This is a genomic window from Ferrovibrio sp. (assembly GCF_025869515.1).
Classification (GTDB): Bacteria; Pseudomonadota; Alphaproteobacteria; order Ferrovibrionales; family Ferrovibrionaceae; genus Ferrovibrio.
In genome coordinates this window covers 135,508-148,647 of the sequence record NZ_JAOZVR010000077.1, presented here as the reverse complement: position 1 = coordinate 148,647, position 13,140 = coordinate 135,508, and the positions used below count along the sequence as shown (strand labels likewise).

At 66.0% G+C, this 13,140-nt stretch carries 12 protein-coding genes; 2 read left to right on the top strand and 10 right to left on the bottom strand.

The genetic code is table 11. The features are described 5' to 3' along the window. Positions 1 to 45: 45 nt before the first annotated feature. The 4 genes from OJJ21_RS12465 to OJJ21_RS12450 form a co-directional block, all read right to left on the bottom strand. On the bottom strand, positions 46 to 1,173 hold the full coding sequence (locus OJJ21_RS12465; protein WP_297686685.1) for a DNA topoisomerase IB: 1,128 nt from the start codon (positions 1,171 to 1,173) through the stop codon (positions 46 to 48). 4 nt (positions 1,174 to 1,177) lie between these two features. Then, positions 1,178 to 1,558: a low affinity iron permease family protein gene (locus OJJ21_RS12460; protein WP_297686683.1), complete on the bottom strand. Its 381-nt coding sequence runs from the start codon at positions 1,556 to 1,558 to the stop codon at positions 1,178 to 1,180. A gap of 135 nt (positions 1,559 to 1,693) precedes the next feature. Next, positions 1,694 to 3,562 carry an AsmA-like C-terminal region-containing protein gene (locus OJJ21_RS12455; protein ID WP_297686681.1) on the bottom strand — a complete coding sequence of 623 codons (1,869 nt, stop codon included), beginning with the start codon at positions 3,560 to 3,562 and terminating at the stop codon, positions 1,694 to 1,696. Then, on the bottom strand, positions 3,559 to 4,863 hold the full coding sequence (locus tag OJJ21_RS12450) for an FAD-dependent oxidoreductase (protein ID WP_297686679.1): 1,305 nt from the start codon (positions 4,861 to 4,863) through the stop codon (positions 3,559 to 3,561). Before OJJ21_RS12450 ends, OJJ21_RS12455 begins: the two co-directional genes overlap by 4 nt. Positions 4,864 to 5,001: 138 nt before the next feature. On the opposite strand from OJJ21_RS12450, the gene OJJ21_RS12445 reads away from it, so the two are divergent. After that, a complete protein-coding gene (locus tag OJJ21_RS12445) occupies positions 5,002 to 7,191 on the top strand; it encodes a glycosyltransferase family 41 protein (protein ID WP_297686677.1) in 2,190 nt (729 codons plus the stop codon). A 15-nt stretch (positions 7,192 to 7,206) separates the two neighbouring features. On the opposite strand, the gene OJJ21_RS12440 is transcribed toward OJJ21_RS12445, so the two are convergent. The 6 genes from OJJ21_RS12440 to OJJ21_RS12415 form a co-directional block, all read right to left on the bottom strand. Continuing rightward, the gene (locus OJJ21_RS12440) at positions 7,207 to 7,848 is read right to left on the bottom strand and encodes a hypothetical protein (RefSeq protein ID WP_297686676.1); all 642 of its coding nucleotides are present in this window, start codon (positions 7,846 to 7,848) and stop codon (positions 7,207 to 7,209) included. Positions 7,849 to 7,859: 11 nt separating this feature from the next. Continuing rightward, on the bottom strand, positions 7,860 to 8,330 hold the full coding sequence (gene aroQ / locus OJJ21_RS12435; protein WP_297686674.1) for a type II 3-dehydroquinate dehydratase: 471 nt from the start codon (positions 8,328 to 8,330) through the stop codon (positions 7,860 to 7,862). A 16-nt stretch (positions 8,331 to 8,346) separates the two neighbouring features. After that, positions 8,347 to 9,648, bottom strand: coding sequence for a TRAP transporter large permease (locus tag OJJ21_RS12430; RefSeq protein ID WP_297686672.1), 1,302 nt, complete (start codon positions 9,646 to 9,648; stop codon positions 8,347 to 8,349). After that, a complete protein-coding gene (locus OJJ21_RS12425; RefSeq protein WP_297686670.1) occupies positions 9,645 to 10,163 on the bottom strand; it encodes a TRAP transporter small permease subunit in 519 nt (172 codons plus the stop codon). Before OJJ21_RS12425 ends, OJJ21_RS12430 begins: the two co-directional genes overlap by 4 nt. A 69-nt stretch (positions 10,164 to 10,232) precedes the next feature. Further along, entirely contained in the window at positions 10,233 to 11,225 is a 993-nt protein-coding gene (gene dctP, locus OJJ21_RS12420) for a TRAP transporter substrate-binding protein DctP (RefSeq protein ID WP_297686668.1), read from the bottom strand. Between the two features lie 60 nt (positions 11,226 to 11,285). Beyond that, a complete protein-coding gene (locus tag OJJ21_RS12415; protein ID WP_297686666.1) occupies positions 11,286 to 12,170 on the bottom strand; it encodes a shikimate dehydrogenase in 885 nt (294 codons plus the stop codon). Between the two features lie 244 nt (positions 12,171 to 12,414). Between OJJ21_RS12415 and OJJ21_RS12410 the strand changes: the two genes are divergently transcribed. Beyond that, positions 12,415 to 13,101 carry a TetR family transcriptional regulator gene (locus OJJ21_RS12410; protein ID WP_297686664.1) on the top strand — a complete coding sequence of 229 codons (687 nt, stop codon included), beginning with the start codon at positions 12,415 to 12,417 and terminating at the stop codon, positions 13,099 to 13,101. Positions 13,102 to 13,140: the final 39 nt, after the last annotated feature.

The window sequence follows — 13,140 nt, the reverse complement described above, 5'->3', positions numbered from 1 at the left end:
CGAATCGGGCAGGACATATCTTGAGCTAGTTATATAACGCCCCGCTTACAGCTGCGTTCCGTTTGTCATCACAGTTTCGCATTTTAGACGCCTGATTGTTTTCGTTTGTGGCCGGACTGCAACCGGCGCGCGCGGCTTGCGCGTGATGTGGCGCAGAACCGCGATTTCCTCCGGACGCAGCTCCGGGCGCAACCCGTCTTTATCCACAGCCCGCGGCATGCGCAGGCGATGCTGGCCGGCCAGATAGCGCGCGATCACCAGCGGGTGGATGTAACATTTGCGGCAGATCGCCACCGTATTGCCAAGCTTGCCGCTCACCTCGGTCAGTGCCGCTTTCAGGTTTCGCTTCGCCTCGCGCTGGCTCGACGGCGCGGCAAAAGTCTGCAGGGCAAGGGCCGCCAGCACCGTGCCGGCCCAGGTGCGGAAATCCTTTGCCGTGATGTCGCTGCCGCTGATCATGCGTAAATACCGGTTCACATCGGCCGAGCTGACGCCGAGCACGGCACCGTCATCGTCGCGATAGCGGAACAGCTCCTGGCCCGGCAGGTCCTGGCAGGCGCGAACCACCTTCAGCACGCGGCGATCCTGCAGCTGCAGGTCCCAGCTCTTGCCGCTCTTGCCGGTGAAACGGAAACGCAGTGTGCCGCGCTCCAGCTTCACATGCCGGCGGTGCAGCGTGGTCAGGCCATGGCTGCCGTTCCGCGCCGCGTAATCCGCGTTGCCGATGCGGATCAGCGTGGTTTCCAGCAGATGCACGATGGTGGCCAGCACCTTGTCGCGCGGCAGGCCGGGCTGCGCCATGTCGGCGGCGACGCGGGCGCGGATCGCCGGCAGCAGGCGGGCGAAGCCCGGCAGGGCGTCGTATTTGCCGCTTTCGCGTAAAGCGCGGAAATCCGGATGGTAGATATACTGCTTGCGGCCACGGGCATCGCGCCCGGTGGCCTGGATATGGCCGCTGGCGCGGGGGCAAATCCACACATCTGTCCAGGCCGGCGGGATGACGAGCGCGCGGATACGCCGCAGCACGGCAGCGTCGCGCACCGCCGCGCCGTCGGCTGCAGCATAGGAAAAGCCGCGGCCGCTGCGCCGCCGCCGGATGCCCGGCATGGCATCGCTGACATAGTGCAGGCCGGCTTCGATGGCGGCGGCTTCCGGTGTCTGGGGGTGCAGCATGGCGTCAGGCCGCGGCTGTCCGGCCTTTGGGCCTGCGCGCCTCGCGCGCCAGTTTCTCATAGGTGGCGCGGAACTGCTCCAGCTCCTCCTCGGTCAGCTCCTCAAGATCGAGCATGGCATTCTCCGCACCCTTCGTGGCGCGGATCAGCTCATCCAGCTTGATCTGCATGGCCGCAGAGTCGCGGTTCTGCGTGTTCTGGATCAGGAACACCATCAGGAAGGTGACGATGGTGGTCCCGGTATTCACCGTCAGCTGCCAGACTTCGGAAAAGCCCAGCAGCGGCCCGAATGCCGCCCAGACCAGGATGCAGCCAACGGCCAGCGCAAAGATCCATGGCGTGCCGGCGATATGCGCGGCGCGGCCGGCAAAGCGGGTGAACCACATGGACAGGGAATTTGATTTTGGGGCGGAATGCGGCGATTTCGGCATGACGGCACCTCTGGTGAAGCACCGGTCTAAACGATGTGGCAAAACTGCCGGTTCCTGCGGCGGTTTCCGCGCCGGATACCGCCGCAGCGCCTAATTCCGGCAGGGATTGCCCTGCGCCAGCGCGGCCTGGGCCGGCGGCAGGACCGGCGGCGGCAGGTCGGGCAGGGCGGCGCCGCGCAACGGCTGGGCCGACGGATCGGCCAGCGGGCCGTGGATGCGCAGGGGAATATCCAGCGCCAGGAAGCCGGTGGTTTGCGGATCCGACCGCAGCGTCACTTCCACCTGCTGCTGCACCAGGTCGATCTGCCCGGCAGCGCGCACGGTGCCGCCGTCGCTGCGCAGGATCACCGGCGCCAGCACCAGCGTGCCGTCCTTCAGCGTGGCGGCGGCCAGCAGGCAGCGCAGCGCCGTGCCGTCGTCGCGGCTGCGGAACAGGGCGCGCAGATCGGCGGAGGCTGCTTCCACCAGACTGCGTGCGATACGGCCCTGCTGCATCGTCAGCACGGCATGGCCGCGCGCGGTCTTCACCGCTTCGCCGAGCGTGGCGCCGGTCATGCCGATGTCTGCGGCGCCATCCACGGCGCCGGCCAGCAGCGCGGCGCCATCGCGCAGGCCAACGATCTGCAGCACCGCGCCGGCCTCGGCCTTTTGCAGCTGCAGACTGGCCAGCAGCGTACCGCCGGTCTCGCCCTGCGCCCGCAGCGCACCGGCCAGTTTCAACTGCCCGGTTTCGCCCAGCCTGGCCGTCGCGCCCTGCAGGCGGATATGGCCGGCCGCCACTTCCACGGCGGCGGCGGCCTGCTGCAGGCGATGCTCGCCATAGAGCAGTGTGCCGGCGCTGAGCTGGATATCGAGATGCGCGGTATCTTCGGCCGTGGCCGGGCGCAGCCGCAGCCTGCGCCAGTCATCGCTGCCCTGCGGCAGGATGCCGGGCAGGTCGAGCCGGTCGAAATCAAGCCGGATCTGCAGATCGTCGGCTTCGCCGCGTCCGCCTTCATCCAGCGCGATGCGGCCTTCGAAACGGTTGCCGCCGATATCGCCGTGGATGTCGTCCAGCCGCCAGGCATCGCCAGCGCGGCTCAAACCGCCGATCAGCTTCACCGGGGCGGCGATGCCGCTCGGGCTGTCGAAAATCCGGATCACATCGTCCAGTCGCCGCGCTTCCAGCGCCAGGCGGCCTTCTACAGCATCGAAATCGAGCGGCTCGCCGATCACGCCCTTGAAATCCAGCTTCACGCCGGCGGCCACGATGCTGAAGCCGGCATCGAACGGCTTTGTGGCATCGCGGAAGGCGTTGAAGGAGGCGGTGCTGGCGGTCAGCTGCGCGTCGGTCTCGTTATAGCCGCCATCGAGGACAATGCTGACCGGCGCAGTCTCGTCGGCCGCCTGGATCGCCAGGTCGTCCAGCGGCAGGCGCAGCCATTTGCCCGAGGAGGTGCGGAAGCGCACTTCGCCGCCGGTGAGGCGGAAATCCAGCAGGCTGGGGAATTGCTGGCGCGTCTTGGGGATCAGCACCAGCCGGCTGTCGGATGGCGTCTCCGCCGCGTCATCGCCAGGCTCGGCCGCCCCGAACTGCCAGTTGCCGCGGCCATGGCTGTCGCGTTCCAGCGCCACGCGCGGGCGCTCCACATGCAGGCGTTCGTAGACCAGCCGGCCCTGCAGCAGCGCGGTGCGGTCGATGGCGGCCTCCAGCGCTTCGATCGCCACCATATCGGCGCTGCTGCCGTCCGGTATATTGGCGATCTGCAGCCCGCGCAGCCGCAGCAGCACCGGGTCCTGCCAGCCGATCGACAGCTCGGCGATGGCGACGCGGCGGTCGAGCAGCCGGCTCACCAGCATTTCCGCCGCCGGGCGCGGCCAGGCCAGCAGCGCGGCGATGCCGGCGAGCGCAAGCAGCAGCAGGCCGGCTGTAACGGCAGCGATGAGTGTCGCCGTGCGGCGCATGGCTGTGCGCGTCATGAGGCGGCCCGCATTTCAGGCGTGACGATATGCTCGCGCCGCGGCCCCAGTGCCACCAGCCGGGGCAGCAGGCCGCGCAGCAGCGGGATGCGGCTGACCAGACGCAGCAGCACCGGCGCCCGCACCGGCGCGGCGCCGGCGGCAAAGACGCGGCTGTAGAGGAAATCCTGCACGCGCAGCTGGAAGGCCTGGAGCAGCCGGGTCGGTTTTTCGCGCCGTGCCTGCACTTCTTCCAGCATGGCGTCGATGATCGGCACGCCCTGGTCCTGCGCCTGCAGCAGCGCGGGATACAGGATATTGGCGGTGGCCACCGCATCCTGGATGGCGAGGTTGATGCCGACGCCGCCGACCGGCGACATCGCATGGGCGGCATCGCCGATGCAGAGCAGGCCCGGGGCATGCCAGCGATGCAGCCGGTTGACCTGCACCGACAGCAGTTTCAGCGCATCCCAGTCCGGCAGTGCCGCCTCCAGCCGCGCGCCGGCAAAGGGCGCGATATGCGCTATCGCGGCGCGCAGGCTGGGCAGGCCGCGGGCCTGCAGGCCGGCCAGCCCGCCCTTGGGAATCAGATAGGCGCATTGCCAGTAGTCGCCGCGGTCGATCAGCACCAGAGCCTGGCCGCGGTCGATGCGGCCGAGCAGGTCATGTGGATCGTTGGCCATGCGCGGCAGGCGGAACCACAGCACATCCAGCGGTGCGCCGAGATCGACCACGGGCAGGCCGCTCTGGTGCCGCAGGGTCGAATCGCGACCGTCGCAGGCCACCACCAGATCGGCGGTGAGTTCGCCCTTGCTGCCATCGGCAGTGCGATACGCCACGCCGCTGACCCGGCCCGGGGAAGCCGCATTCTGACTGCGCAGCAGGCCGGTCGCCTTGGTCTGCATCCGCAAATCGAAGGCCGGATAGCATGCCGCCTGGCGCTGCAGGAAATCAAGGAAATCCCATTGCGGCATGAAGGCGACGAATTTGCACGGCGTCGGCAGGTATTTGAATTCGCCGATGGTGACATCGTCGCTGCCGAAGCGGCCACCCAGGCGATAGGCTTTCTGGTGCGGCAGGCGCAGGAAGGCCTCCAGCAGGCCGAGTTCGCGCATCAGTTCCAGCGTCGAGGTATGGATGGTGTCGCCACGGAAGTCGCGGAAGAAATCCTTGTGCTTTTCCAGCACGGTGACGCGGATGCCGGCGCGCGCCAGCAGCAGGCCCAGCATCATGCCGGCGGGACCGCCGCCGCTGATGCACACGGTGGTGTGGGCGGGGGGTGCGGCTGCGGGGGCTGCGGCAGGCGCGGCGGAATCCGTCATGGCTGCGCTCTTGTCGGTTATGGAAAGCTGGGCGGAAACCGTACTGGGCCAGCCAAGTGCGGTCAAATTGTGGCGGCGCGATTGTGGCCCGGGCGGCGCCTCTGTATGCTCCGGGTCACGGGGATTGCAGGGCAAGGCATGGCTGTCGACAAGGTTCTGGTCCAGGCGGTAGAGGCCCATCAGGCCGGCCGGCTGGAAGACGCGGAAAAACTCTACCGGAAAATATTGCTGAAACGTCCCCGTGAAGCGCTGGCCGCGCAGAATCTGGGCGCTTTGCTGTATGGCCGCGGCGAGCTGGAAGAGGCCGCCAGGCTGATCCGGCGCGCGCTCAGCGTCGATCCGCGCAGCACCGAGGCGCATAACAATCTCGGCAATATCCTGCGCGACCAGGGCAAGCTGGACGACGCGGTGGCCTCCTATCAGAAGGCCATCAGGCTGCAGCCCAATGCCGCGGCCCATAACAATCTGGGCAATATCCTGCGCGGCCGTGGCGCGTTCGCCGAGGCGATCGCCTGTTACGAGGAAGCGATCCGCGTCCAGCCGGACTATCTGCATTCCTATTACCATCTCGGCATGGTCTATCGCCAGACCGGCCGGCTGGCCGAGGCGGTCGCCATCCAGGAAAAGGGTCTGGCGATCAATCCGCGCTTCCCGCAGGCGCTGATGAATCTCGGCATCTGCCTGTTCGAGATGGGCCGTCATGCCGAGGCCATCGCCCGCTACCGCGAGACCCTGGCGATCGCCCCGCAGTATTTCGAGGCCTGGAGCAATCTCGGCAATGCGCTGAAACATGTGCAGGATCTTGCCGGTGCCGAGGCCGCCTATCGCGAGGCCCTGCGCATGCGGCCGGATTTCGTCGATGCGCTGGCCAATCTCGGCACGCTGCTGGCGGAAAACGGGCGGCGGCGCGAGGCGATCGCCCTGTTCGAACAGGCGACGGTCATCGCACCCGAACATACCGGTTCCTGGGGCAAGCTCTCCTTCGAAAAGCGGCATATCTGCGACTGGCGCGATTTCGACGACAAGGTCGACGGCAAGGTGCGGCGCCTGGTGCGCGAAGGCCCGACGCGAGTCTCGGCCTTTTCCCTGATCACGCTGGACTCGACGCCGGAAGAACAGCTGATCAATGCGCGCGGCTACGCCGCGCAGGTCGGCCGGGCCACCGTCAGCCTGCCGCCGCATCCGGCGCCGCGGCGGCGTGAGAAGATCCGCATCGGCTACCTGTCGGCCGATTACCTTCCGCATGCCACGGCCTACCTGATGGCCGAGCTGTTCGAACGCCATGACCGCAGCCGTTTCGAGATTACGGCCTATTCGATCGGCCCGGATTCCGACAGCGATGTGCGCCGCCGGCTGGTGGCGGGCTTCGACCATTTCGTCGATCTGCGCCTGCTGCCGCATGACGAATCGGCCCGCCGCATCTATGCCGACGACATCGATATCCTGGTCGACCTCAAGGGCTATACCCAGAATGCGCGACCCGAGATCATGGCGTCGCGGCCGGCACCGATCCAGGTCAACTATCTCGGCTATCCCGGCACCATGGGGGCGCCCTTCATCGACTACATCATCGCCGACCGCTTCCTCATTCCGCCGGAACAGCATGCCTGGTTCGACGAGAAGGTTGTCGCGCTGCCGCATTCCTACCAGCCCAACGACACCAAGCGTCCGATCGCCAGCCTGCAGCTTTCTCGCGCCGCGTTCGGCTTGCCGGAGCAGGGGTTCGTCTTTTCCAGTTTCAACAATCCCTACAAGCTGACGCCGCGCGTCTTCGATATCTGGATGCGCCTGCTGGCCCAGGTGCCGGGCAGCGTGCTGTGGCAGCTGCAGGTGGAACCGGATGCGGCCGAGAATCTGCGGCGCGAGGCGCAGGCGCGCGGCATCGATCCCGCCCGCCTGGTGTTCGCGCTGCCGCTGCCGCAGCCCGCGCATCTGGCGCGCCAGGCGCTGGCCGACCTGTTCCTCGATACCCTGCCGGTGAACGCGCATACCACGGCAAGCGATGCGCTCTGGGCCGGGCTTCCGGTGCTCACCTGTGCCGGCAGCACCTTCATCGGCCGCGTGGCGGGCAGCCTGCTCACCGCCGTCGGCCTGCCTGAACTGATCACCGACAATCTGGAAGACTACGAAGCCCTGGCGCTCGCGCTGGCACGCGATCCGGCGCGGCTCGCGGCATTGCGGCAGCGGCTGGCCGCCAACCGGCTCACCTCGCCGCTGTTCGACATCGCGCGCTTCAGCCGCAATCTGGAAGCGGCCTATACGCAGATGTGGGAACGGCGGCTGGCCGGCCAGCCGCCGGCGGCGTTCACGGGGGAAGACCGGCCCTAGCAGCGGTCGCCGGCGTCAACCGCCGCGGTCCAGCGCGAAGACCTGCGTGTAAAGCGGCAGCGCCTGGGCCGTGACGCCGGCCGGCAGAACAGCCGCGCAGCTGGCAAAAGCCTGCCGGATCGCCTCCTGGTCCAGGCCTTCGACCAGCAGCAGGCCGTCGAACGACCGGTCCTTTGGCCGCAGGCTTTTTTCATTTGTCTGGATCGCGGTCTTTGCCTGGTCGGTTTCCAGCAGATGCACTGCAGCGATGCGGTCGCAGGCGACCAGGCCGGCGGCGGTTGCTCCGGCATCCGGCAGCATCGTCGCCAGCGGCAGGGCCGCAACATATCCGCCGCGTCCGCTGCCCGCCGACAGCCGCCGTCGCCCGCCGCCGCGCATGAAATTCTGCAGGATCGGCATGATGCGCTGCGACCATGGGGTCGGCGCATTCAGACGGGCCAGATAGGACGGTCCGGACAGGGCGTCCGGCATGTCCAGCTCATAAATGATCAGGAAGCGATTGATGCGGTCGTCAATTGCCTTGAACACGCGGACGGCCATGAAGCCATCGACACCCAGCCGCTCTGCCGTGTGCTCTCTGGTCAGCCAGTGCAGGTAGTCGGTTTCCTGCGCGGCCTCGACATCGCTCCAGATCGCCAGAAAACCGGCACCCTGCATGATCGCTGTCCTCAGGCGTCGCCGGATCGCGCCGGCAACCTGCCAAGGATCTGCAGCACGGCCTGCAGCGCGAGGATATAGCCGTCAGGGCCAAGGCCGCAGATCACGCCCTTGGCCGCCGCCGAGAGTTTCGAGTGCCGATGCATCTCGTCGCGCGCATGGATATTCGAGATATGCACCTCGACGATCGGTCCCTCGAAGGTCTTCAGCGCATCGAAAAGCGCCACCGAGGTGAAGGAATAACCCGCCGGATTGAAGATGATGGCGTCGGCGGCAGTCCGCGCCTCCTGGATGGCATCCACCAGCACGCCTTCGTGGTTGGACTGGCGGAAATCGATGGCGGCGCCGTTGGCGGCGGCGAAGGCTTCGCAGTTCTGGCGGATCTGCTCCAGCGTGGTCGAGCCGTAGATATGCGGCTCGCGGATGCCCAGCATGTTGAGGTTGGGCCCGTTGAGGATGAGAATCGGCTTGCGGGTCGTCATCGGAGATTTCCTTTTCTCAGCCCTGGTAGCCCAGGAGGCGCGGCAGCCACAGCACGAGGCCGGGGAAGAAAGTGATCAGGCCGAGCGCGATAATCATCGCCCAGAGGAAGGGCAGCACCTCGCGCACGATGTCGCGCACCGGCACATTGGCAATGCGCGTCATCACGAACAGCAGCAGGCCATAGGGCGGCGTGATCAGGCCGAGCATGATGTTGACCACCACGACGATGCCAAAATGCACCAGGTCGACGCCCAGTGCCTTGGCGGTCGGGATCAGCACCGGCACCAGCACCAGCAGGATGGTGGTGCCCTCCAGCAGGCAGCCCATCACCAGCAGCAGGATGTTGACCAGGATCAGGAAGCCGAGCGGCGACAGGTCCCAGGCCGTCAGCAGCGCCTGTATGCTGTTCGGGATATTCTCCACCGTCACGACATAGTTGAACACCAGGGCGCCGGCGATCAGCATGCCGATGGATGCGGAGGTGCGCGCGCTCGCCAGCATCGAGGTGTAGAAGTCGCGGAAGCTGACGCTGCGATAGAGCAGCACCGAGATCACCAGCGCATAGGCGGCGGCCACGGCAGCGGCTTCTGTCGGTGTTGTGACGCCACTATAGATGCCGCCCAGCAGCACCACCGGCATCATCAGCGTGGGCAGTGCGCGCCAGGTGATGCCCGGCAGGTCGCGCAGCGGCGTCGGCTTCTCGACCGGGAAATTCTCGCGTCTTGCACCGATGGCGACAATGATCATCTGCGCACCGGCCATCAGCAGGCCGGGGATCACGCCGCCGAGGAACAGGTAGCCGATCGAGGCATCGGAAACCAGGGCATAGAGGATCATCGGGATCGAGGGCGGAATGATCGGTCCGATCACGGCGGTGGCGGCGGTCAGCGCCGCGGCATAGCTGGCGCGGTATTTGCCGTCGGCCGTCATCATGGTCTGCATCATCTTGCCGGTGCCGGCGGCATCGGCGATGGCCGAGCCAGACATGCCGGCGAAGATGATGCTTTGAAGCACGTTCACCTGCGCCAGGCCGCCGCGGAAGCGGCCGACGATGGCATTGCAGAAACGCAGCAGCCGCTCGGTCATCGAGCCGATATTCATCAGCTCGGCGGCCAGGATGAACAGCGGCACGGCGAGGATGATATAGTTGGTATACATGCCGTTCAGCAGCTGCTCGGCAGCCGTGCCCATGTCGAGGCCGGCGATCCACAGATACAGGATCGAGCCGGCGATCATGGCATGGCCGATCGGCAGGCCGAGGAAGGCCAGCGCCGTCATGGCGACGATGGAAAGCGAAAACGGGCTTGCGAAAGTCATACGCCGGAGGCCGCCTTGGTGGGATCGACATTGTCCGGCAGGGTACCGCGCATCGCCTGCCAGCCAAGCCAGAGGTAACGGATCAGCACCGCCACCACGAAGGCGACGTAAATCGAGAACAGCCAGTCGAAGCGGATTTTCAGATAGGCCGATTTCTCGACCTTCATGAAAGTCACGTAGTCGGCGACTGCCGGCAGCGAAGTGCCATACAGCAGAATGAGGGCCGCCGCTGAGAGCAGCATCATCGCGCGGCGCAGCTTCGGCCCTGCCGAGGCATAGATCAGGTCGAAACGGATCTCTTCCTCTTCGCGCAGCACGAAAGCGGCGCCGAACAGCACCAGCCAGACCCAGAGCACCTGGCTGACTTCATTGGTCCAGCCGATCGGCAGGTTGAGCAGGTAGCGGAAAACGATCTGCAGGATGAAGACGGCGAACATCGCGGCCAGCATGGCGGCCAGGATATTTTCGCCGCGGCGGTACAGCCATCCGGCTATGGTCGTAAATCCCTGATGCACGGACGTCCCCGGACTTCAAACTGGTGGTGTGGCGGAAGCCCCGGCGCTGCGGGGCTTCCGCCAATCGTTTCAGAGCGCGTTGATCTTGTCGACCATGCCCTTCGGCCAGTCCTTGGCCAGGGCCGAGGTCAGGTATTTCTGCTGGGCGAATTTGCGGAAGGCGGCCTGATCCGGGGTATAGATTTGCAGGCCCTTGCTCTTGAACAGGTCGAGCAGTTCCTTCTCGCGCGCCTGATGCTTCTTGGCCGAGAAGTCGATGGCCGAATTCGCCGCAGCCTGGAAACGCTTCTGCTGGTCGGCCGACATGCCCTTCCACACCTTGCTCGACACCGTCAGCAGGTCGAAGCCGACCAGATGCGAGGTCAGCACGATCTGCGACATCACCTCGTAGAACTTCATGTTCTCGACATTGGGCAGCGGATTGTCCTGGCCGTCGATGGCGCCGGTCTGCAGGCCGGTATAGACCTCGGCATAGGCCATCGCCGTCGGGTTGGCGCCCAGCGATTCGCCCAGGAACTGCCAGGCCTCGCCCGGCGGCATGCGCAGCTTGATGCCGGCCAGATCGGCCGGGGTGTTGATCTTCTTGTTCGGCTTCAAACCAACTTGCCGTGCGCCGAAATAGGTCGGGCCGAGAATGTGGATGCCCAGCTGGTCGTCGGCCATCTTCTTCATCTCCGCGCCAGGCGCGCTGGCGAAGAACTTGGTCAGGTGGTCGGCATCGCGGAACAGATAGGCCGCGGTCAGGATCGACCAGGCCGGAATCTGCTTCGAGATGTCCTGCGGCGCGATATTGCCCATTTCCAGGTTGCCGCGCTGGATCGCCACCAGTTCGGTGCCCTGCTTGAACAGGTTGCCGCCGTAATAGCCTTCGAAGGTGAAATCGCCGGCAATCGATCCGGCGAACTGCTTCATCATTTCCGCGCGGATATCCTGCTCGGAAAACACCGCCGAGAAGCGCAGCTTGGGCTTGGTTTGAGCGAAGGCCGGCAGGCTCAGCGATGCGGCTGCGGCGGCCATGCCGGTGCCGGCGAGAAACCGGCGACGTGTGGTCTGTATGGTCATTTTTGTTTCCTCCCGATTTTGATTGCAGTGACTCAGTTGCGGTTACTGTAATTCCTCTGTTCAGGCAGCGGCGGCGAAATGGCCGGCCATCGCCGCCATGTCCGACTTGCGGCCGGTGAAGAGTTCGAAGGCGCGCACCGCCTGGCCGATCGCCATGCCAGTGCCGGCCAGCGTGCGGCAGCCGAGGCCGCGCGCCACGCGCAGCATTTCGGTTTCTTCCGGGAAATAGATGATCTCGGCCACCCAGTGATGGGGCCGCAGGTGTTCGGCCGGAAACGCCATGCCGGGATATTTCGCCATGCCCACCGGCGTCGTGTTGGCGATGCCGTCGGTCCAGCCCAGGACATCGGCCACCTTATCCGTTGCGCGCACGCGGTCGCCCCAGTCTTTCTCCATATGGGCGGCAAGGGCCTGTGCACGGGCCGGATCGGTATCGATGATGTCCAGCTGGCCGGCGCCCAGCTGCATCAGCGCGTAGGCCACCGCGGCCCCGGCGCCGCCGGCGCCGAACTGTACCACCTGGCGCAGCGGCACATCGGGCAGGCCGGCGCGGAAGCTTTCGGCAAAGCCCCAGCAGTCGGTGTTGTGACCGGTGGTGCGGCCGGCCTCATACACCACGGTATTCACCGCGCCGATCGCGGCGGCTTCGGGCGACAGCGCATCCAGCCGTGGCATGATCTGCTGCTTGAACGGATGCGTGACGTTGAAACCCTGGAAGCCCAGCGCCGCGCCGGCCGAGAGAATGCCGGGCAAGGCCGCGTCCGGCAGCTGCAGCGCGTCGAAATCGATCAGGATATAGGCACAGGTCAGGCCGAGCCGGGCGGCCTCGCGCTCATGCATCACCGGCGTGCGCGACAGCTGGATGCCGCGGCCGATCAGGCCCACCAGCACCGATGCGCGGGCGGCCAGCGGATGGGCGGTGACCACCCCCCGCAGGGCCGTCACGCAGGTATCGTGCTCTCTACGCACAGGGCCTCCCGAATTTCCGGCTGCACAATGTACGAAATAGTTAGTATAGTCAAACACCGATGCGGCAGGCGGCGGCGCCAGGCGCCGCGGCACGGGAAAAATCTCTTTGTTTGTGCCGTGTTAGGTATTTGCAATGACGCGATCCGAGGGCAGTATGCAGCCGATCACACCCGCCACGGACCGGCGCGCGGACTTTGCGCCGGCAAGAAAATCCCGGCCCATGACAAAATCGACAAAACCGGCTTCGACAAAGACCAGGCCGGCCCGCCGCGCCGCCGGGGCGAAAACGCGCAGTCCGGAGGCGACCAGGCAGGACATCATCGCCGTCGCCACCCGCGAATTCGCGCAGAACGGCCTGTCGGGCGCGCGCGTCGACGAGATCGCCGCCAAGACCGGCTCCAGCAAGCGGATGATCTACTACTATTTCGGCGACAAGGACGGCCTCTATCTCGCCGTGCTGGAAGACGCCTACCGCAGGGTGCGCACCACCGAGGCGCAGCTCGATATCGAGCATCTGCGGCCGGCCGATGCATTGCGCAAGCTGGTCGAATTCACCTTCGACCACCATCATTCCAACGAAGCCTTCATCCGTCTGGTGATGATCGAGAATATCCATCACGGCGATTACCTGGCGCGCTCCAAGACGATCCAGGAGCTGAACGTGTCGGCGATCGGCGAACTGGAGCGCATCTACCAGCGCGGCCTGCAGCAGGGCGTGTTCCGCAAGGGCCTCACCGCCATCGAGCTGCACTGGCAGATCAGCGCGCTGTGTTTCTTCAATGTCTCGAACCGGGCGACGTTTTCGCAGATTTTCCGCGTCGACCTCACCTCGAAAAAGGCCGTGGCGGCGCTGCGCGCCCAGGTCGTCGAGATGGTGCTGCGCAACGTGCTGAAAGCGCCGGGTTAAGGCGGCGGTCCCCGGCGCCAACCGGGCCGGATCATCCAG